The organism is Rhodoferax ferrireducens (genome assembly GCF_003347515.1).
In the GTDB taxonomy this organism is placed as follows: Bacteria; Pseudomonadota; Gammaproteobacteria; order Burkholderiales; family Burkholderiaceae_C; genus Rhodoferax.
The window spans coordinates 289266-311044 of record NZ_QEII01000298.1 but is presented as its reverse complement, the minus strand read 5'-3'; the positions used below and the strand labels follow the sequence as shown (position 1 = coordinate 311044).

Below are 21779 nucleotides of genomic sequence, written 5' to 3'. Positions count from 1 at the left end.
TTTCATTCTAGGTGAGCGCATCAGCACAGCAAAACCTTGACTTGGAGCAAGCCGGGCGAGCTTGAAAACGCGTACAAAGGGCGTTGCCAAACCAGCCCGAAACAAAAGGCTTGCGTTTCCCGTTCGCTCCAGCAAGGAATCACATTTTGCACGTCGCCAAATACAAAATATGGGTACAACTCCTGACCACCATCGGCGCCGCGCTGATCGTTGTCTGGTCGGGCGTGATCGTCTGGCAGGGCTATGTCTATCGCGATGCGGCCCTGGAGCAGGCGCGCGATTTCTCCCTCAGCATGCACAACGCCACCATGGCGGGGCTCACCGGCATGATGGTGACCGGCACCGTGGCGCAGCGCGACGTGTTCCTCGACCAGGTCAAGCAGCTCGGCTCCATCCGTGACGTCCGTGTCCTGCGCGGCGACAGCGTCTCCAAGGCCTTTGGACCCGGTACCGCCAAGGATGACACCCGGCCGGACGCGCTGGAGCAACGCGTGCTGCAAAGTGGCAAGGAAGTCATCCAGGTGGAGTCGGACAGCAAGGGCGAATACCTGCGCACGGTGCGGCCCGCGCTGGCACTCAAGAACTCCCTCGGCAAGGATTGCACGCTGTGCCATCAGGTGCCTGAAAACACCGTGCTGGGCGTCGTCAGCATGAAAGTCTCGCTGGACCAGGTCAATGCCGGCCTGGCCGATCAGCGTCTCAAATCGATTCTCGCCGCCATCATCACCTGCATCCCGGTGCTGATGCTGATCTACCCCTTCATCCGCAAAGTCGTCACCCAGCCGCTGGAGTTCGGGGTGAAAGTGGCGCGTGGCATTGCCGCAGGCGATTTGACGCAAAAAATCACGGTCAATTCAAGCAATGAAATGGGCGAGCTGCAGCAGGCCTTGAAGGACATGAATGAAAGCCTGGTGCGCATCGTCGGCAAGGTGCGCGACGGCACCGACACCATTTACAGCGCCGCCAACCATATCGCCAATGGCAATGCCGATCTGTCCGCGCGCACCGAGTTGCAGGCCGGCTCCCTGGAAAACACTGCCTCTTCCATGCAGGAACTCACGTCCACCGTCAATCAGAACGCCGACAACGCGCGCCGGGCCAACCAGCTCGCCATTTCCGCCTCAGCCGTCGCGGTCAAAGGCGGGGCTGTGGTGTCGCAAGTGGTTCACACCATGGAGTCCATCAATGCCTCCTCCAAAAAAATCGTCGACATCATTGATGTGATCGATGGCATTGCATTCCAGACGAATATCCTGGCCTTGAACGCCGCCGTCGAAGCCGCGCGCGCCGGGGAGCAGGGACGCGGCTTTGCCGTTGTTGCCGCCGAAGTGCGCAGCCTGGCGCAACGCTCGGCCGCTGCGGCCAAGGAAATCAAGACCCTGATCAGCGACTCCGTCGAAAAAGTCGGCACCGGCAGCGCCCAGGTGCATCAAGCGGGCGCCACCATGACGGAAATCGTGGACAGCATCCGCCACGTCACCGACATCATGGGTGAGATTGCCGCCGCCAGCGCTGAACAGAGCAGCGGCATCCAGCGCGTGAACGATGCGATTGCCGAAATGGACCAGGTCACGCAGCAAAATGCCGCCCTGGTCGAAGAAGCCGCCGCCGCCGCCCAGTCATTGCAGGACCAGGCCGGCCATCTGGAGCAAGTCGTGGGTGTCTTCAAGCTCGATGGAATGCACGGTGTGGGACTCAGCCTGAAGCAATTGCAGCTGGGTCATCAAAGAACGCACTCATAGTTCAGTTGAGCTGGGCTGAGTCTCATCTGTCGCATGTTTGGCGAGATGGCTGAAAAGTTCATATAGGAAGATGATAGAATTTTTCCTATATGAACTTTATGCTGCGCATTCCGCTGAACACATCGCCTGAGCAACTGGCCCGTCTGCAGGCCTTGCAGGCGGCGTTTGCAAAGGTGTGCAATGCACTGGCGCCCACGGTTCAACAAACGCGGGTGTGGAACCGGGTGGCACTGCACCACCTGATGTACCGCAGCCTGCGGGAGCGTTTTCCAGAGCTTGGCTCTCAGATGGTCTGCAATGCCATCTACTCGGTGTCACGCACTTGTCGCGTCGTGTTCCAGCATTCACAAAGCCCGTTCAATCTATCGCACATGGGGGACAAACCGCTGCCCTTGTTGCGTTTTGCAGACAACTGCCCTGTGTATTTTGACCGGCATACGCTGAGCGTAAAGCAGGGCCAGCTCTCCATGTACACGCTCGACGGTCGAATCCGTTTTGCGTTGGCCCTGAAACCGGCAGACGAAGCCAATTTCAACGAAAAAAAACTGCGTGAAATCGTGTTATCGCGCCGGTTAGACGGCGTGTTTGAGTTGTCATTCCTGTTCAGCGATGGACAGGAAAGTGAAGCACCCGAGCCCGCTCTGGGCAGTGGTGCTGATATTCCGGAATATGTGATGGTCGAGGAGGCCCAATGAATCCCAGCAAACCCCCGTCTGAACTGCGCGACGCCCTGTCCGCGCTGCAGCCCTATTTCAAGCGGGCGGCCTGGTTCAGCCTGTTTGCCAGTCTGCTCATTTTGGCGCCATCGGGGTACATGCTTGAGGTCTACGACCGGGTCGTCAACAGCCGCAGCCACACCACACTGGCCATGCTGACGCTGCTGGTGCTGGCAGCCTATGTGTTGATGGAGGTGCTGGAGTGGGTGCGCTCCGAGGTTATGTATGGGGCGGCCATGGCGTTTGACCGCCGCATGAGTGGGCGCATTTTTACCGCGATTTTTGAGGCCAATCTCAAACGCCTGCCCGGCGGCACGGCCCAGCCCATGAATGATTTCCGCACCGTGCGCGATTTTCTGTATTCGCCGGTCTTGCTGGCCTTGATGGAGGCCCCCGTTTCACTGGTGTTTCTGGTGCTGATATTTGCCATCAGCCCGGTCCTGGGCTGGGCCGCCGTGGTGGCCGCCCTGTTGCAAACTTTTGTTGGCTGGCTCAATGAGCGCAGCACGCAACCGTCGCTGCTGGCCGCCAACCGCAGCGCCATTGCCGCGCAGCAGTATGCCGACGGCACCTTGCGCAATGCCCAAGTGATTGAATCGATGGGCATGTTGCGCGACATTCACCGCCGCTGGATGGACAAGCAACGGGAGTTTCTGGGTTTACAAGCAACCGCGTCAGACCATGCCGGCTTTTACCAGGCGGTCTCCAAATTCTTGCAAAACACAGTCAGCTCTCTGCTGTTGGGTCTGGGGGCCTGGTTGTTGCTGCGAAACCAACTAAACGGCGGTGCCGCCTACATGATTGTCGGTTCAATTCTTGGCGGGCGCGTGTTGGCGCCGCTGATTCAAATTGTGGCGCAATGGCAAACCGTCGTGAATGTCCGCGACGCCTATGATCGTTTGGACAACCTCTTGGGCATGGTAGTGCAGCGCCCGCCCGGTATGGCTTTACCCGCACCACAGGGTCAGTTGCTGGTTGAAAACCTGATCGCCGGCGCTCCCGGCACCCAGGCTCCCATCCTGAAAGGCGTGAGCTTTGCCCTGCAACCGGGCGAAGTATTGGCCGTGGTGGGGCCATCGGCCTCTGGCAAGACGACGCTCGCCCGGATGCTGGTCGGTTTGTGGCCCGCCGTCAATGGCAAGGTCCGGCTCGACGGCGCCGATGTCCACACCTGGAACAAGACTGAACTGGGTCCGCACTTGGGGTATTTGCCGCAGGGCGTGGAGTTGTTTGACGGCACACTGGCCGAGAATATCGCCCGGTTTGGCGAGGTCGACCAGGCCAAGGTAGAGGCCGCTGCCCATGCCGTGGGCCTGCATGAATTCATTCTGGCGTTGCCGCTCGGTTATGACAACCCCGTGGGGCGTGAGGGCGCCATGTTGTCTGGCGGGCAGCGCCAGCGCGTGGGCCTGGCGCGGGCCATCTACGGCAACCCCGCCTTTGTGGTGCTGGACGAACCCAACTCCAGCCTGGACGAGCAGGGCGACGCTGCGTTGGCCAGTGCCATCGCACAACTCAAGTCGCGTGGCACCACTTTTGTGGTGATGACGCACCGCACCAGCGTGCTAAGCGTGGTCGACAAAATGCTGGTGTTGCGTGACGGGCAGACCCAGATGTTCGGCCCGCGAGATGATGTTTTGAAGGCGCTCTCTGACGCTGCGACCCAGGCTCGTCAGGTTGCCACACCCCAGCCATCGCCCGCGAACGCCTGACGACTGTCCACAAAACAATATGAAAACACCTGAATTTTTCAAACGCAGTGACCTGACTTCCACCCTGTGGAGCTTTCGCCGTGAGTTCCTGATTGTGGGCGCCTTCAGCATGGTGGCCAATGTGCTGATGCTGACTCCCACCCTCTATATGCTGCAGGTCTATGACCGGGTGCTCGCCAGCCAGAGTGAACTCACGCTGATTGCCATGTCCTTGCTGACCCTGTTCCTGTTTGCCGTCATGGGCTTTGCCGAGTGGATGCGCTCGCGTCTGCTGGTCAGCACCGGCGTGCGGCTGGATGAGCAGCTCAGTACGCAGGTGTTTAACGCCAGCTTTGAGGCGCACCTGAGTCAGTCGGGCACCAGCCCCTCGCGGGCGTTTGGCGACCTGATCCAGATTCGCCAATTTCTCACCGGTAACGGCATCTTTGCGTTCTTTGATGCCCCCTGGGCGCCGATCTACATGGCCGTGCTGTTCTTTTTGCACCCTTGGCTGGGCGTGATTGGCGTGGTGTTTGCACTGATCCAGGCCGCGCTCGCCTGGTTTGGGCATCGCCACACGCTGGCCCCGTCAGAGGCTGCCGCCAAGGCCGGTGCCGAGGCCGGCAGCTTCCTGCAGAGCAAATTGCGCAATGCCGAAGTACTGGAGTCCATGGGCATGGTTCGCAATCTGCAGGTGCGCTGGGCCGAGCGGCATCAGAACCACCTCGCGCGCAGCGGGGATGCACAACACTTGACCCATCGCATCACCGCCTGGAGCAAGTTCATTCGCTACGCTCAACAGTCGCTGGCGCTGGGTGCCGGGGCCTTGTTGGTGATTGATGGCCAGCTCTCGCCGGGCGGGATGATTGCGGCCAATGTACTCATGTCGCGTGCGCTTGCACCTATCGACATGATGGTGGGCAGCTGGCGCCAGTTCATTGGCATGCGCTCTGCTTTCACCCGGCTGGAACAACTGCTGCTTGAATACCCGCCGCGGGACCCCGCCCTCAAGCGGGTAGCGCCTGCCGGACAGATCACGCTACACCAGGTGTTTGCCAGCGCGCCTGGCCGTTTGATTCCGATTCTTCAAAACATCAACCTCAATATGCCCGCCGGCACGGTCACGGCCGTGTTGGGGCCATCGGGGTCGGGCAAGTCAACCCTGGCGCGGGTGCTGGTGGGCATATGGCCGGATGTATCGGGTGAAGTCCTCATCGATGGTTTGCCGATCGAAGGCTGGAACCGCGTCGAACTCGGCCCCCACATCGGCTACCTGCCACAGGACATTGAATTGTTTGAAGGCTCTATTGCCGAAAACATTGCCCGTTTTGGCACGGTGGACCCCGCGCAAGTCATTGAAGCAGCGCAAAGCGCTGGCTTGCACGACATGATTCTTCGCTTCCCCAAGGGCTACGACACCCCTATCGGCGAGGCCGGCAATTTGTTGTCGGGCGGGCAACGCCAGCGCATTGGCCTGGCGCGCGCCATCTACGGCAACCCGGTGCTGATCGTGCTGGATGAACCCAATGCCAACCTCGACGACGCAGGTGAAGCCGCCCTCTTCAAGACCATCCAGCAACTGAAAGCCAAAGGCCGGACCGTGTTTTTAATCACCCATCGCCCGGCCGCCGTGGCGGTGGCCGACCGTATTGTGATCCTGCGCGATGGCCAGGTGCAGGCCGACGGACCGCGCGACGCCGTGATCGCCGCCTTGCAGGCGCCCAGAGCGGCTGCCTTGCCGGCCTGATCCCATTTCCCCACCTCATTTATTGCCGAGTCTGTTATGGCCAAACTAGATATGTTCAAACGTCCTCCCTCCAAGTCACTGTCCGCCAGCGTGCTAGCCGACGAGATCCCCCCTGCCGAACAAGCCTTGTCGGCAGACGCCGGCCGCCCCGCCCGCATCGGGCTATGGGCGCTGGGGCTTGGTTTTGGAGGCTTTCTACTGTGGGCCGGCTTGGCTCCGCTTGACGAAGGCGTGCCGGGTCAGGGTATGGTGGCCATTGACACCAAAAGCAAGACCGTCCAGCACCTGACCGGGGGGCTTGTCAAAGAAGTGCTGGTCGGGGAGGGTGATCGCGTCAAAGAGGGACAGTTGCTGATGCGCCTGGACGAAGCCGTTGCACGCGCAAACTACGAGTCCGCTCGACAGCGCTACGTTGGCTTGCGTGCCATGGAAAGCCGGCTGTTGGCGGAGCAGCGGGGTCAACCCAAAATTGCGTTCCATCCCGACGTGCTGGAAGCCAGCCAGGACCCGCAGATTCGTCAGGTGATTCAGACACAAGAGCAGCTGTTTATCTCGCGCCGGGCCTCCTTGCGTGCTGAACTGCAGTCCATTGAGGAGAGCGTTCAAGGGCAAGAAGGGCTGATTCAGGCCTACGAAGGGATGTCGGTCAACCGCAAGAACCAGCAGGCCTTGCTGACCGAAGAGCTCAACAACACCCGCGGCCTGGTTAAAGAGGGTTACGCCCCGCGAAACCGGCAACTCGAACTCGAACGCATGGCGTTCGAGGCCAGTTCCGGGCTGGCCGAACTGCAAGGCAACGCCATCCGCGCCAAACGCTCCGTGGCCGAGCAGCGCCAGCGGATCATTGCCCGGCAACAGGATTACCGCAAAGAGGTGGAGTCCCAGTTGGCCGACGTGGGTCGCGAAGTGCAGGCCGATGGTGAAAAGTACCGTGCTACCAAAGACGACCTCAGCCGCATCGAGATCAAATCCCCGGCGGCGGGGCAAGTCGTGGGTCTGGCATTCCAGACGGTGGGCGGCGTCATTGGCCCCGGCCAAAAATTGATGGACATCGTGCCAGAAGGCCAGGCCCTTCTCATCGAGGCCCGCGTCGCGCCGCACCTTATCGACCGCGTCAATAAAGGCCTGATGGTGGATGTGCGGTTCTCGTCTTTTGCCCATACACCGCAGTTGGTGGTGGATGGCAAGGTCGTTTCGGTCTCGGCGGACCTGCTGACCGATCATCAAACCGGCGTGGGCTACTACCTGGCACGGGTTGGCGTAACTGCGGACGGGTACAAAAAACTGGGCAAGCGCCAGCTCCAACCCGGCATGCCGGTTGAAGTTGTCTTTCTCACCGGTGAGCGCTCCATGTTGACCTACCTGCTCAGCCCGTTGACCAAGCGGCTCGCCGCATCCATGAAAGAGGAGTGAGCACATGAACCGCAACAGTTGGATCGTGGGCGGCGCTCTGCTCTCTTTGTCGATGGTGGCCTGGCCGATTGATTTGTTGCAGGCCTTTGAAGCCGCACAAAAGCAAGATGCCACCCTCCTGGCGGCCAGGGCAGAGGCCGCGGCCGGGCGTGAGCGCTTGCCACAAGCAAGATCGCAACTCTTGCCCAATGTGACCGCCAGCCTGGCAAGCACCAACAACCAGCTCACCAGTGAAAGCCCCAATTTTCTGGGCCAGGAGCAAATCACCCACACCAACTACCCAAGTAGCAACCAAACACTGTCTTTGCGGCAGCCCTTGATTCGCCCCCAATTGATGGCCCAATACCGCCAGGCCAAAGCACAGGTTGACACTGCCGATGCCACACTGGCCCAAGCAGAGCAAAACCTCGCTGTGCGCGTTATCGGTGCTTATTTTGAAGCCTTGTTGACCCATGATCAGCTCGCGTTGGTGCTGGCGCAGCGTACCGCCTACACCACCCAGCTTGATGCCGCCCGCAAGACATTTGCCGCCGGCAGCGGAACTCGCACCGACATTGACGAGGCCCAAGCCCGCCTCGACATGAGCGTTGCACTAGAAATCGAAGCCCGTCAAAACATCACTTACACGCTACAGCAACTGCAAATGCTGGTCAATCAGCCCATTGACAGGCTGGCTGTGTTGGATGTGTCGAAGCTTGAACTGCTTGATCCGCAGCCCAAGCGCCTGGAAGACTGGATCGAGCGCGCTGAGCAAAGCAGCCCCCAATTTCAGTCTCTCAAGGCCCAGCTTGAAGTGGCCCGCCAGGAGGTGGACAAGGCCAAATCCGGACACTATCCAACGCTGGATGCGATCGCGCAGTGGTCCCGCAGCAAAAGCGAAAGCGTCACCAACACCAGCTCCACCTACACCAATGCTTCGGTTGGCGTGCAGCTCAACATCCCGCTATTTGCCGGCGGCTACGTGAACTCGTTGGTGCGGCAGGCCCTCGCCGGGCTTGAGAATGCAGAACAAACGCTGGAAGCCGGCCGACGCGACCTTGGCGTGCGCGTCCACAAAGAGTTTCGGGGCGTTACTGAAAGCATCCCCAAGATCAGGGCCTTGGAACAAGCAGTTCGCTCATCCGATCAGCTGGTGGTGTCAAGCAGCAAGTCTTATCAGGCGGGCAACCGCACCGTGGTTGACGTGTTGAACGCCGAGCAGCAGCGTATGGTGGTTTTGCGCGACCTGACGCAGGCGCGTTATGTCCACCTGATGTCCAGGATCAGGTTGCTTGCGCTCGTGGGCAGTGCTGATATCGACTCCGTGGTCGCGATGAACCAACTGCTACAACGCTGATCACAGCCAGGCACCATCGTCATTGACAATCGTGCGTACCGCCGTGAGCATGACCACCCCGTCGCCAAAGCTGCCCCCCACGGGATGGGTCACGTCAAGATAGAAGGTTTCGTTGGGTTCGGCCTGGTAGTCCCCGACGATTTCCACCGCAATCGCGGCTTGATTCTCGTTGGGGTAGAGCACTAAAGTGCCGCTGGCGGCGAGGTAATCCTCACCGGCCGTGGCCGACCCATCGCGCGTGCGGTAGTCCACGCTCAACAGCTGGTTGGGGTCGCTACGCACTCCAGTGAACTGCAGCAGGAAATAGGCGTAGCTCGTGCCGCTATTGCCCTCGGTGGCGGCTTTTTGCACCTGCGCCGGTTGCGTTGGCGCATTCGTGTATTGCGCCCGCAGGCTCTGGTCAATCCACTGCTGGTAGTAGCTGACCCGTTGCCAAGCCGCGACCTCTCCAAAGCTGCTATTGCTCACGCTGTCGATGTCGGGGTGGACACCGCCGCTCACCAGACTGGCGGTGTAGCTGGCGATACCGGCGACCTGTCCGCTGATGAAAGCCGGGCCACCACTGTCACCGGGCGTTATCAAGCCTTCGTCCTGCCCCAGACCGGTTCCGGGGCGAATGATTAAGCGACCCAACGCATCCTGGTGGGTGGTGCCGTTGTCAAAATCGGCGATCAATTGCGTGCCAGGCATCGGCGTCCAGCTCATTGCCGACCCAAGCCCGCTCTTGAGTGTGCCGGCATCCGCATCAAACTGGTTACTGGCTTTCAGGCGGAGTGGGCCGCCGCTGTAATTCGTCAACTCGCCTGTGGCACCCATGCCGGGCAGTCCGTAGCCCACCATCGTCAGCGACTGGCCGATTTCGTCGCTGCCGCGGTACAGGCTGTAACGCTCGGCTGTGACGGGCGCACTGCTGGACAGCCACACAATGGCAAGGTCGTTGTTGCCTTGCGTAGCGTCGTAGGTGGGCTGTAGCGCGACGCGACTGGCCGTTGCGGTTTGGCTACCCACTGTCGTTTCAAAAGTGACACTCGCCGCAGTGCTGCCATGGGTGAACAAGTGAGCCGCTGTGAGGACGGCGTGGCCGTCATAGAGCAGGACGCCCGTGCCGTAATAGCCGCCGACGGCAACGCGCACCACGCCGTCAAAGCCTTCGCCAGCATAGGCTCGGTTGCGGGTATCGGTGTGGGATGTAACGGTAGCAACCATGCGCCAGTATAGGAGGCCGTGCCGGGATTAAATGCTGGTGCCGCTTGTCGGAATCGAACTGACGACCGCTGGCAGAGCCATAAAGCCCGGAAGCGACATCCGATCATCAGAGCAACCTTGCGCATAGGAATGAGTAATTTCGGATAAGAACGACATATTGCGCGACACCATGATGTTGCGCTTACTGTTCTACTTTCCCCACAAAGACGATAACGGCGCGGCCCATAGACTATCGCCCAACGGCATAGTCTCAGTGCCGTCATAGAGCAGGACGCCCATCTTGAACTGGTCACCCGCGACGCTGGCCAGCTTCTTCAAGCCACGCAGATCGCTTGCCTTGACTGTAGCAGCTGCCTTTACCTCTACGCCAACCAGCTGGCCAGCCGCGTTCTCGATTACCACATCAACTTCGTGCTTGTCAGCGTCGCGGTAGTACAGCAATCGATAGTCGCCTTCAGCCGTAGTGGTGTGCTTGAGCAGTTCACCATAAACGAAGGTTTCCAGCACGTTGCCAAACCGGCTGCGATCCTGCTGCACCTCAGCGGCGCCGAGATCTACCAGGGTGGCCAGCAGCCCAGAGTCGATGAACTGTAGCTTGGGCGTTTTGACGACACGGTTGAGTCGGTTGCGTGCCCAAACGTCGATACGCTTGAGCAAGTACATCTGCTCGAACACCCCGACATAGCGGGCGGCCGTTTTGCCATCCAACCCCACCTGACCACCCAGCTGTGTGTAGTTGCACATCTGGCCCGCCACCTGTGCCAGAGCGCGCAGAAAGCGCGGCAACTGATCAAGCTTCTCGATGCTGGCCACATCACGGATATCGCGCTGGATGATGGCGTCGATGTACTGACGCGCCCAGGCTTTGCGCCGACGCGCGGTCGTGCGGGAGATCGCCTCAGGGTAGCCGCCCCGCAAAACCGCCTCAACCAACGCCTCCCCCAGCAAGGGTGTATCGACCTTGAGCAGCCGACCAGCAAAAGCCGCATCTATCCAGTTCGTCGCGCTACCGTGCATCTCGCTTTGCGACAGAGGCAGCAGTGAGAGCGTCTCCATTCGGCCGGCCAGCGAGTCGGCCACGGTCGGCAGCGCCATCAAATTCGCTGACCCGGTTAGCAAGAAGCGCCCTGGACGTCTGTCCTCATCGACACTTTTCTTGATGGCCAGCAACAACTGTGGCGCACGCTGGATCTCATCGATGACAGCACGATCCAAGCTTCGAATCATCCCGACCGGATCTTCCCGCGCTGACAGAAGCGTCAGCTCATCGTCCAGCGTGAGGTAGCGCAGCCCTTGCTCCGCCATCTGCCTCACCAAGGTTGTTTTGCCTGCTTGGCGCGGACCTGCAAGGAGAACGACGGGCGTGTCCATCAGGGCTTCAGCGATGCGCGCCTCGATGAGACGCGGGTAAAGAGATGGTGTGATCATGACCACATCGTACCGTGAGATATGGAATTCATCAACGTAAAATACGGAAAGAGAAGACGTATATTTCGGAGTTAATTCGCGTGAATATCGGATTTATGTCTCGTGAAATCCGGATCTGTAGCTTATGGCTTTGCAGTTGCGCTTTGGCCTCAATTGAGAGCGTGTCGAGGTCATAGTCTTGATTGTCGATGGCGATGCTGGACATAGTCAGGTCAAAATTAGTCAAGATGGTTTGATATGAATTTGATAGCTACTAACGCAGGTCGCATAAGGGCTAGAGGCTTGTTTTGTATAAAAATAACCCGGCACAGGTGCTGCGTACTGCTGGCGAAAAACCAGTAGCGGTGCTCAACCACAACCGCCCAGCTTTCTACATGGTTACCGGTGTGCTTGTAGGTCGGAGCACCTCGGGTGTTCAAGAACACAATTGCCCTGTAGACTTCTGCGTGGTCAATGGCGTCCCCAAAAGGAGGTGTTATGGCAACCAAAATCCGTCATCGCAGCGAAGCTCCAAAGGGTGCATCTAGCCGCCTGGTCGGTCTGATGATCATCGCGGTGCTGACTCTGGTGGGTTGCGGTGGCAGTAGCACCACTGCCACTACAGAACCACCACCGACGCCCTGGAGCTTGCACAGCACGACCGAGGCCGGTCTAACCGCCTATTTCCGCGAAGCGCTTGGTCCGACGTCCACGCGGTACTTGGGAAGCATTTGGGCGATGGACTTGCCGGCCGCCACAACTGCCGCACCGGCTGCGTCCGGCGCAACTACCGCTGTTTTTTCCAACACCACGCTGCAGGAGGCAGGGGTGGACGAGGCCGACTTGATCAAAAGCGACGGTACCTACGTCTTCAATCTGGAGCCCGCCACCGCCACCGACTTCACGCGTGACGTACTGCGCCGACAACGGCTGGGCGCGAACGCGGGCGATGCTTCCCTTGTCCCTGTGGACAGTTTGAAAATTGCGTTCTCAGCCGGCGTTCGGGGCACCGGCTTGTACCTCAACAGCGAACGCCAGCAACTGGCTGTAATCGCCGAGGGCGTTACCGCTTGGGGCATTTTCGACGCTTGGTTTGCCCCCCAACTCTGGGGGCAGAGCGTGACCGAGGTCGCCTTGATAGACACCGCTAACCCGGTCCAGTTGCAGAAGATCAGAACCCTGCGCATGACGGCCCAGCTCATCGGCTCGCGCCGGTTGGGATCAATGCTGTATCTGGTGATGCGCAGTTATCCGCAAGTGCCGGGGCTCGATCCCAGCTGGCCCGCGGCGAAAGCGGCCGCCAACCAGGCGGTGTTAGATGCGCTGCAATCGGCACAGTTGCTGCCCACCCTCTCCATTGATGGCGGAGCCGCGCAGCCGCTGGTTCAGGCATCGTCCTGCTTTACGCAGGAGAACAACGCCGTCAAGAGCGCCGATATCATCACAGTCGTCGGCATAGACCTCGCCTCCGCCACGCACCGGCACGCCGCGCGCTGCTTCACTGGCGGCACCGAGGCGTTCTACATGTCGGACCAGAGCCTGTACCTGGCGACCACCCGCACCGCCTACACCTACAGTGGCGCACTCCCCGTCTATGCCGGGCAGACCTCCACTGATATTCACAAGTTCGCGCTCAAAGGACTGGACATCGCCTATCGGGGCTCGGGCAATGTGACCGGGCATTTGGGTTTTGATCAAAATCGAAAGTCGTTTCGCATGGGCGAGGACAAGGGCGTGCTGCGCGTGATCACGCAGACCGCACCACCTGCGGACGCATCCGGTGCAACCATTCCGATGCAGTCCCCTGCTCACCTGACCATCCTGCAAGAAAGCGCCAGTGCATTGGCGGTGGTGAGTGAGCTGCCCAACGCCAGCAGACCGGCGCCGCTAGGCAAGGAGGGCGAGCAACTTTACGCCTCACGTTTCATCGGCACGCGCAGCTACCTCGTCACTTACCGGCTAACGGATCCGCTTTACGTACTGGACTTGTCTAACCCGGCCGACCCCAAGATGGCTGGTGAGCTGCAGGTTAGCGGCTACTCCGACTACTTGTTCCCTTTGAGCGACACCCTGTTGCTCGGCGTGGGCAAGGACGCCATCTCGGACGGCATGGCGGGCGACGGACGCTTTGCCTGGTATCAGGGCGTGAAGCTTTCGCTGATTGACGTCACCAATCCCGCCCAGCCACGCGAGGCCGCGCGTAGCATCATTGGCCGGCGCGGCACGAATGCTACTGCGCTGCACAGCCATCACGGCGTCGCGCTGCAAACGGTGGGCAACACCGTTCGTGTGAGTCTACCGATAAGCCTGCATGACATACCGCCGCTCCCAGCCACTGGGGCCGCCAATGACTATTTCCAGTTCACGCGCACGGAGCTTCAAAAATTCGAAATAGACCTGTCCGGGCAGAGTCTGACCCCGCGTACGCCGCTGGCGTCTACGGTCATGGGAGAGCGCGACATTCGCGACGACCGCTCGCTACTATGGAACAACCAAGTGCATTACTACCAGAATGGCATCTGGCGCTCCGCAGGGTGGTGAAATCTTGAGGGACTTAGTTGAGGAGGTCGATACCGTTTTGAATCACGCCTATGACACCGGCCTGATTTTCCGGCGACTCGGAGAACTGCACTAACGCAACAACTTTGCTGATCTGGTTGTGGGCGAGCAAACCCGTCCAGTAGTCATAGCCACCTTGATCCGGTGCGCGATGCAGCACGTTGCTGTACAACTTGGTCACAAACTGTTGATGGGTTGGATTACTGCCATAAAGCGACTGAAACTCTGCGCTGTTAATGAAACCAGAGGCGACTGTGTCGAGGCCCTTGCCACTGTCCATGATGCCGATCCAGTATTTCAGCCCCCCGTTGTCTGGTGTACGGTCAAATGCCGCTTGATACACGCGATAGGCTTGTCCAGCAATGCCGTTGATGTCGAAAGAAACCGTTTTGTCAGAAAACTTCGCATACTCTACGTTCGCCAGTAGATCAATGCCCCCGGCTACGCTGGTAATGGTGAATCCGCCGGGTACACCGCTAGTTGCAGCAATTGTGAAATTGGCACGAGCATTCGCGTAAGTCACGGTGTCTTTGCCTGCGCCTCCATCCAGACGATTGTTTGCTTCGTTGCCCATCAGCGTGTCGTTACCACTGCCGCAAATTGCGTTTTCAATCACGCACCCAACGGCGATGGCGAGCGCGTTCGTGCCGTCATAGTTAGGCATTGCACCGCCGGTGTAGGCGGGTGGCAAGGGGTCTGACTCGACAGTAATCTTTGAAAAATGACCTTGCTGCAAATCTATGATGCAAGCCTTGCTGAAATTGGCAACTGAGATAGTGTCAACGCCACTAGCGTCCCAAAGAGTTCTGTAAAACGGCGTATTGGGGTCGAAGGTGTAGACATCATTGCCCGTCTTGTACGACATGTTTGCGCCATAAAGGTATTGCATTGCCGCCACGTCATACAGCATTGGCGAGTCGGGATTCACGGTGGAATAGCTAAATGAATAACTTCCATCCGCGTTAGCAGTTGTGTGGCGAAACAGACTATTTGGAATACCTGTGTAAGACATGACCGTGTACAAGCTCGACTCTTGAGCCGTCGGTAGAACTTGGCCGTCCTCAAATGAATGCTTCAAACCCAGGGCATGACCCAGCTCGTGTACCAAGGCCAAAAAATTGTAGGAACCCGCTGACCAACTCTGATTGAGGGTGCCGGATGCGATCGTACTGATCCAAATGTCGCCACCACTGGGCCAATACGAATTGGGATAGCTTCCCCACCCCCAGGCTGATTGGCCGGTAGTTGTAGCCTGGGTGGCAGAAGTCCACCCAAACCGGATGTCGCCCACATTCGAGCTACTTTCTGCGACTTCAGAAAAAGTGATGTTGGCGACATTGGCCCATGATTCCAGGGCGCTGCGCGCCGCTACTTGCTGGATCGCATTCAGGCCATAGTGGGCACTCGCATTCTGTTCATTAAGGTACGAATAATTGCCAAATCCGTAGGCTCCAGAAAAAATCGCGCTCCCTGAATTTGCCCAGGGAAAACTATAGGTCAGGTTCACCCCGGTTCCGGTTACCCCACCCCATTTGTCGCCTTCAATCAGCGCATTGATGCTTCGTAGGAAAGTTTGACCAACGATGCTGGTGCTGCTGGAAGTTGTTGTTGATGGCATTGCTTACTTAGTTAGGGGCCGATACTCATGAAGGACGAAGCGTACCCTCAATTGAATTTCATGGTGTCGCCAGTGAAGGGCGATGGCAGGGCCTGTTGCAGGGCTTTGCTGTAAGCGATGCGGGCGGTTTGAAACACGGCAGTCTGGGCGGTGAGGCGTTGTAGTTCGGCATCGACAAATTGCAGGCTTTGCAGTTGGGCTTTGGCTTCGTCCGAGAGCGTGTCGAGGTCGTAGTCTTGGTTGTCGATGGTGATTTTGGGCATGGCAAGGTCAGCTTTGGTAAATATGGTTTGATATGAATTTAATAGCTGCTAGTGCAAGCAGCATAAGGGCTAGAGGCCTATTTCTTATAAATAATCCAGCATAAGAATCATGCCAGGCCACCTTCTTCCCGTTGCCTTGGAATTTTAGGCGCTCGGTGGTTTATGCTCGACGCCATTTTGATGGCGGAACGAGATGAAAGGCTAACCGTCGGATGTCGTCAACGGGTGTCAGTCAAACACTGGGGCCGCCATGATGTGCACGTCTCCTTCACTGGTGTACTGAGAGTGTGACAGCCTCGCCTGTATCAGGATATCGATGGCTAGTTTCTTTGGGGATATCTTCGCGTAGATGAAACAGCCAGGCAAGATGAACTCATCCGGAATGTGTGCACTGGTACGACCGATAGGCGCCACCCAAAATGTCAAGGTTGGCTGATGCTTACCGTCATAAGCGTTGTTGAGTACGGCGTGGAATTTGTGGTCAGCATCTCCATGTTTTGGGCTCTGGATTGGGTATGACTCGGGAGTGGCCAATTGATGCCTAACCACTTCTTCCAAGGTGTTGAGAGTCGATAGGTTGAACTTTGGTGGATAGCACTGACCGTTTGCCCCCCTGAGAATCGGTGTAGTCTTTTTTATCGAGGGATGGTAGGTGAAATGCAAGTGGTCAGGCTTCTCAGCGCCGGTGAGCTTAACCAGCTCGGGTTCATTTGTTATTAAAAAATTACCATCGCTCATTCGACCTCTGCCTTTGGTCACATCACCTATCGTGGCCATTGGTTTTGTCACTAAATCACCGTTATTGGCGCACTTGAACCACAGTGCCAAATGCAGAGTCCCGCCGTCATTCACATAGACTCTAAATAGCTTGTCGGCAGGTATAACGTGCAAAGGCAAAACGCTTGAAGCATTCATGACAGAGTGAGCTTGGTTTGCTGGGCCACCCTACCCTCAATTGAATTTCATAGTGTCACCAGCGAATGGCGACGGCAAGGCTGCTTGCAGGGCTTTGCTGTAGGCCATGCGGGCGGTTTGCAGCACGGCATCAACAAATTGCAGGCTTTGCAGTTGCGCTTTGGCTTCGTCTGACAGGGTGTCAAGGTCGTAGTCTTTGTCGTCGATTTTGATGATGGTCATATTGGATTCCTTTAATTGAAAAACCCTACTGCCTTGTGGGCAGTGGGGTCTTGAGAGGTTTTTACGCAATCTGCAGTGCTTTCAACACCGGCAACTGCTTCTGATTGAAGATGTTGGTCTGCAGTGTCAGCTCGGCCAGGTTCTCCTCAACGGTCTCCAGAGTTTTTCCTTCTTTCACAATCTTCTGACCTTGCGCGGCAAGAATCTGCCAGACGAACTGCGCCCACTCTGCGGGTTGCTTTTTGCCTTGGCTGATAGCCAGCAGGAATAGCTGCTGGAATCGGTTGATGGTCACACCGCCCCCGGTTACGGGACTTGCCAAGGAGCTGATGTCTGCACTGCCCCGTGCGAGGTTGATCAAATGGGCGTTGAGCTTGTCGGTGTATTTTTTGGCTTTGGGAATCAGCGCCTCGTCTTGCACCGCAGACAGACTGCCCGCACCGGCAAGAATCATCATCGCTTGGGTCAACTGGACAAAGGTCACGCCTTTGTCTTTGACTAGCACCTCAAGCTGACTCAGTGTCTTGGGCTTCTGGTCGGCTAAAGCGTCAAGAATGGGGTTGTAAACCGCCTCTTGCATGGTGGCCTCGCCAATGGACCCCGTTATTTTTAGGGAAACATCCGCGCGGGCCTGCATCAGAATGACTTTCTGAGCGCGAAACGCTTCGGCTTGTTCCAGCGGGTTAAGCTTGCGCCCGCCCTTGACCCAGTAGTCTTTGCGGAACTGCTGGTTGACTATGAAGTCACGCACTGTCTGGCGGAACATGGCGTCGGGAATTTCCTTCAGCAATGCCTGTTGTTCGGCTGTCAGGTTCACTACATCAATGTGATCTAGGTAATGGGCGGAACAGGCATAACCCACTTTGGCCGGGGCCAGCCACTGTGCCATGCGCGAGACGGGCATGGGCAACCAGTCGCGGTTGAAGTATTCGTGGGCCAGGTAGTTGCGATTGTGGGCGTTGATGCCCTTGAGCCGCTCCACCACCGTCGGGTTGGCTTTGACATAGCCCGGATTGGTGGCAAACAGCTTGTCGGCAAACTCTATTGCGCTATCAATGCGGTGAACGATGCCTTGGCCCGCTACACCCATCACCTCGGAGTGTTCGGTCAACAAATCCCGCATGGGTGTCATGGCCGCCCAACCCGGCTGGGTGTTGTAGCTGATGTAGAGCACGCCGCCGACTTTGAGCTTGCGGCGAATGAAATCAACAATGACGGCACGGTTCTCGTCCGAAATCCAGCTCCAGATACCATGCAGGCCGATGCTGTCAAAGTCCGGCAAGTCGGCTCGGGTGCAAAAATCAGCAAAGGCTTCATCGGTAAGGTGAGCGCTGGCACCAGATGCCCGTGCCAGGGATTGAGCAAAGCCTGCTTGGGCTGGGTTGAAGTCGGTGGCGTGCCACGCACTGCCGGATGCGGCCGCGTGGATATTGGCACTCATGCCTTGACCGTAGCCAAGTTCGCAGTGGCTACCGTTTTCGGGGGGTACCAGACCGGCATTCAAGAAGGCCAACTTTGCCCGGAGCGGGTTCAGCTCTTGGTAGTAGCCGTAGGTGTAGCCAATGTCGGCAACGTAGCCGGCGGTCCAATCGCTCATAGTTCGTCCTCTTTAGTTTGTGGGGTTTTTTCTGAGCACACCTTTGCAAGGCGCGCTCAGAAAAAACCCCACTGCCTTGTGAGCAGCGGGGTTTTCAGAGGTTTTCATCTACACCCCTTGCCGAAGCGAGGGATGCATCTCCGGGGGGAGATTAGGAAACGATAGTAGTCGCACCACCAGCGATAGAACCCGCAGTAACACCGGTCAATTGGATGATTTGGTCATCAGCATTGCCGACAGCAGCACCTGCGTAGTACACGTAGGCATTGCCACCATCATTGAAGACGGCAACATAACCAGCTGTGTCCAACTGCGCATCAGCCTGAATAGCTGCAACCTTCAGTGCGTAGGTAGTGTCCGCAGTTGCGAAAGTAACCAGACCGCCCGTGGTGTTCACGTTCGAACCAGCAACCAGTGCGGTCACGTCGTTAACAGCCATTGTCGTAGCTGCACCGAAAGTCAAAATATCAGCTGTAACGGAGTAGTCCGTAATCACGTCCAAAGAAGTACCAGCGATGGAGCCATTGGTGCCAAAAGCGAAGGTGTCATTTGCGCCGCCACCAGTCATCGTGTCAGTACCTGTACCGCCAGTGATTGTGTCCGTGCTCAGACTTGCCACAATAGTGTCATTTCCTGCCCCTGTCGAAATCACGTTCAATGTTGTTGCAGCTGCCGTTGTAATGGTCACGGTATCGTTGCCACCCAGTGTGGTGATAGTCGTGCGGCCTTCCGCTGCGGCAGTACCAACGCTGGTTGCCGTGATGGTCGTGTTGCCTGTACCACCGTCGATTGTGATAGTACCTGTTGAAGTAGTCGCTGTCACAGCATTGGTGCCAGAGAACGAGCCTTCGGTGACAACGATATTACCCGTGGTCGATGTCGTTGTCAGCGTTGCGCCACCGACCTTGAAATTCGCTTCAAACCAACCGCCTGTGGTGATCGACTGAGCCGCAGTGCCTGAGGTGGCAATAGTGATTTTCTCGACATTGGTCAGTGCTTTGAAATCATCATCAACCATTGTCACTGCTGTGTTGGCACCGTTCGAGATCGTTGCGGTATCGATACCGGCGCCACCGTCAATCGTGTTGTACGTGGTAGCAGTCCGGTACTGAGCCAGCGTACCAGTGATGGTGTCTGCACCTGCGCCCAGGTTGTAAGTGGAGCCAACCGTGCCCAGTGTGATCGCATCGATGAAGGCAGAACCAGTCACGGTGGAGCCAACGGCCAAGTTCCCACCCAGTGTCAGACCATTGAAGCCTGCAACAGTACCATCACCCGTCAGCGCAGAAGCGTTGAAAGTGGTAGCCACAGTCGTAGCCGCATTGGTAATCGCAACAGCCGTACCGTTCAAGTTCACCGTATTCAGAGTCGCACCAACGAGTGAGGCAATAGTCGTTGTTTTGTTCGCGCCGACTGTGGCTGTTGGGCCAGCATTCGTTGTGATATTCAGCGTTTCAAAACCTGTGACAGTCAGAGCACCGGCATTGGTTGTGGCCAAAGTAGTCGTGCCAACACCCATCTTCAGGTTCAGGACGTCAGCTGTTCCAGTGGCTGTAGCCAGTGCCAGTGTCGTCGCGCCAATATCTGCACGCGCCGTTACGTTGGCTGCTTGCGCTGCAGTCAAACCGGTAACTGCATTAGTTGCGCCGCTCAATTCAATGCCGGTGAGGCCGGTGATCAACGATGCATCGAAGGTGCCATTTACACGCAGTGTTTCGAAGTTTGTGTACTTAGCTGCCAATGTCGATGTGTTCGCATGTGCAACGTTCGTGCCCAGATCCAAAGTGTCAGTGCCTGCGCCGCCGTCCATAAAGCCGGTTGTCAGAACTGCACCTGTGGTGAACACGTCAGCACCAGCACCGCCAGTGATTTTGGCTGTTACCAAAGTACCAGCTGCCAGTGTCAAGCTACCAGCAGTTTGAGTGCTAGTAACTGTAGCGGCCAAGTTGTTCAAAGTACCCAGAGCAACTGCACCAGAACCAGCAACAGTAATTGTTGGGGCAACGACTGCATTGAGGTTGGTTGTAACTGCGCTTGTACCAGTGATCGCCACTGTAGTTGCAGCACCAGCGGTGATAGCGCCAGTGGTAATCGAACCACCATTTGCGTTCAGCGTCAAAGCTGTAACTGCGGTGTTTGTTCCGATGGCGCCTGTAGTCAAGTTGGATGTCGCATTAACAGTCAGCGAGGTAGCGGAAGCCGCATTGGTCACTGCACCGATTGTGTTCGCTGCACCAGTGGAGTTGATTGTGGTCGCCAGAACGCCGGTACCAGTCAGAACCACAGCACCACCATTGACACCAGCGGAAAGGTTCAATGTAGCAGCAGTAGCAGCAGCGACGTAGCCAGCATTCAATGCACCAGTAACAACAGTACCGTTGCCAATCATTCCAGCAGAAGCGCCAGAGGCGAGATTAGTCACTGTCAGTTCACCGATTGAGCGGTCCGCATTGAATGCAGTCAGACCAGCAACAGTAGATGCATCGAGGCTTGCAATTTGAGCAACGGTGTTGCGAACATTCAATGTCTCAACAGCAGTGATATTTGCTCCAGGGATAACAACGGCAGCATCTTGAACACCGGAGATCACCAAGTTAATAGCATCGGTACCAGCACCACCAGCAATCGCGTCAGCGACCGTATAGGTAGATGCGGTTGTGGCCAATTCGGTGGCATCGAATACAACAGAAGCGATGAAGGTGTCATCGCCAGAAGTGCCAGCCAATGTATCCACACCAGTAGTGAGCGTGAAGGTAGCGCCAGTAGTCACTGGGTTAGCGACCACGGTAGCGGTAATCGCGGTCAGGCCAGCGGCGCTAGTCGCAGTAGCCAGAGTGGCGTCAGTCGTTACGCCAGCCAACCAGGTCTTGACGGCAGCCAGACCGGTAGCGTTGATACCAGCGTAAGCAACGATTTCAGGGGTGGTGTCGAGTGCGTTGGTGAAGGCAACAGCGGCGGCCGTCTTGTTGGCAACGGCGGTTGCGTCGGTGGTCAGTGCACCTTTGTTGATGGCGTCAGCAATGTTGCCGATCTTCAGGGCGCCAGAACTCAGCTGACCAACCCAGTAGTTCAGACCGGGAACATCTGGCGCGTGGCCAAACAGGTTGATGTAGATGGTGTTGACCATCTGGGTGTTGTTCTGACCGGTGTACAGGTTGGTGTACTCGGCAGACAGGGCAAAGGTGTTCAGCAGATCAGCCGCGTTGCCGGCGTAGGTGCTCCAGTAGTTCAGGCCAGCCACGTCGGCAGGGCGATTGAAGAAGGCAACGTACGCGTTTTGGATCTGTGTTGTGGTCAAAGCCATTGAAAAACTCCTGGTTGAAAATAATCTAGAAAGTCTTGCGCAT

15 protein-coding genes are annotated in these 21779 nt (G+C 57.5%); 7 read left to right on the top strand and 8 right to left on the bottom strand.

Annotated features, from left to right (window positions below; all coding sequences use genetic code 11):
* Positions 1–146 precede the first annotated feature (146 nt).
* The 6 genes from C5P05_RS21785 to C5P05_RS21760 all read left to right on the top strand — a co-directional run bounded on the left by C5P05_RS21785 (position 147) and on the right by C5P05_RS21760 (position 8645).
* Entirely contained in the window at positions 147–1742 is a 1596-nt protein-coding gene (locus C5P05_RS21785; protein ID WP_114971935.1) for a methyl-accepting chemotaxis protein, read from the top strand.
* 89 nt (positions 1743–1831) lie between these two features.
* The gene (locus C5P05_RS21780) at positions 1832–2437 is read left to right on the top strand and encodes a hypothetical protein (RefSeq protein WP_114971934.1); all 606 of its coding nucleotides are present in this window, start codon (positions 1832–1834) and stop codon (positions 2435–2437) included.
* Positions 2434–4170, top strand: a complete 1737-nt coding sequence (locus tag C5P05_RS21775) for a type I secretion system permease/ATPase (RefSeq protein WP_114971933.1) — start codon at positions 2434–2436, stop codon at positions 4168–4170. Before C5P05_RS21780 ends, C5P05_RS21775 begins: the two co-directional genes overlap by 4 nt.
* Positions 4171–4189: 19 nt before the next feature.
* Positions 4190–5896, top strand: a complete 1707-nt coding sequence (locus C5P05_RS21770) for a type I secretion system permease/ATPase (protein WP_114971932.1) — start codon at positions 4190–4192, stop codon at positions 5894–5896.
* Positions 5897–5932: 36 nt separating this feature from the next.
* Positions 5933–7309 (top strand): HlyD family type I secretion periplasmic adaptor subunit, encoded by a 1377-nt coding sequence (locus C5P05_RS21765; protein WP_114971931.1) that lies wholly within the window; start codon positions 5933–5935, stop codon positions 7307–7309.
* Between the two features lie 4 nt (positions 7310–7313).
* Positions 7314–8645, top strand: a complete 1332-nt coding sequence (locus C5P05_RS21760) for a TolC family outer membrane protein (RefSeq protein WP_114971930.1) — start codon at positions 7314–7316, stop codon at positions 8643–8645.
* Here the strand turns inward: C5P05_RS21760 and C5P05_RS21755 are convergent, their stop codons facing one another.
* Both C5P05_RS21755 and C5P05_RS21750 read right to left on the bottom strand, forming a co-directional pair.
* Positions 8646–9851, bottom strand: coding sequence for a trypsin-like serine protease (locus C5P05_RS21755; protein WP_114971929.1), 1206 nt, complete (start codon positions 9849–9851; stop codon positions 8646–8648).
* Between the two features lie 189 nt (positions 9852–10040).
* Positions 10041–11279, bottom strand: coding sequence for an ATP-binding protein (locus C5P05_RS21750; protein ID WP_114971928.1), 1239 nt, complete (start codon positions 11277–11279; stop codon positions 10041–10043).
* 477 nt (positions 11280–11756) lie between these two features.
* On the opposite strand from C5P05_RS21750, the gene C5P05_RS21735 reads away from it, so the two are divergent.
* Positions 11757–13799 carry a beta-propeller domain-containing protein gene (locus C5P05_RS21735; protein WP_157979425.1) on the top strand — a complete coding sequence of 681 codons (2043 nt, stop codon included), beginning with the start codon at positions 11757–11759 and terminating at the stop codon, positions 13797–13799.
* 13 nt (positions 13800–13812) lie between these two features.
* On the opposite strand, the gene C5P05_RS21730 is transcribed toward C5P05_RS21735, so the two are convergent.
* From C5P05_RS21730 to C5P05_RS21705, 6 genes are all read right to left on the bottom strand, one after another.
* Positions 13813–15435 carry a DUF4214 domain-containing protein gene (locus C5P05_RS21730; RefSeq protein ID WP_114971925.1) on the bottom strand — a complete coding sequence of 541 codons (1623 nt, stop codon included), beginning with the start codon at positions 15433–15435 and terminating at the stop codon, positions 13813–13815.
* A 47-nt stretch (positions 15436–15482) separates the two neighbouring features.
* Positions 15483–15698 carry a DUF6447 family protein gene (locus C5P05_RS21725; RefSeq protein WP_114971924.1) on the bottom strand — a complete coding sequence of 72 codons (216 nt, stop codon included), beginning with the start codon at positions 15696–15698 and terminating at the stop codon, positions 15483–15485.
* A gap of 228 nt (positions 15699–15926) precedes the next feature.
* A complete protein-coding gene (locus C5P05_RS21720) occupies positions 15927–16613 on the bottom strand; it encodes a hypothetical protein (protein WP_114971923.1) in 687 nt (228 codons plus the stop codon).
* Between the two features lie 36 nt (positions 16614–16649).
* Positions 16650–16835, bottom strand: a complete 186-nt coding sequence (locus C5P05_RS21715) for a DUF6447 family protein (protein WP_114971922.1) — start codon at positions 16833–16835, stop codon at positions 16650–16652.
* A 61-nt stretch (positions 16836–16896) separates the two neighbouring features.
* A complete protein-coding gene (locus C5P05_RS21710; protein ID WP_114971921.1) occupies positions 16897–18432 on the bottom strand; it encodes a class I SAM-dependent methyltransferase in 1536 nt (511 codons plus the stop codon).
* Positions 18433–18583: 151 nt separating this feature from the next.
* Positions 18584–21736: a DUF4214 domain-containing protein gene (locus C5P05_RS21705; RefSeq protein WP_114971920.1), complete on the bottom strand. Its 3153-nt coding sequence runs from the start codon at positions 21734–21736 to the stop codon at positions 18584–18586.
* Positions 21737–21779: the final 43 nt, after the last annotated feature.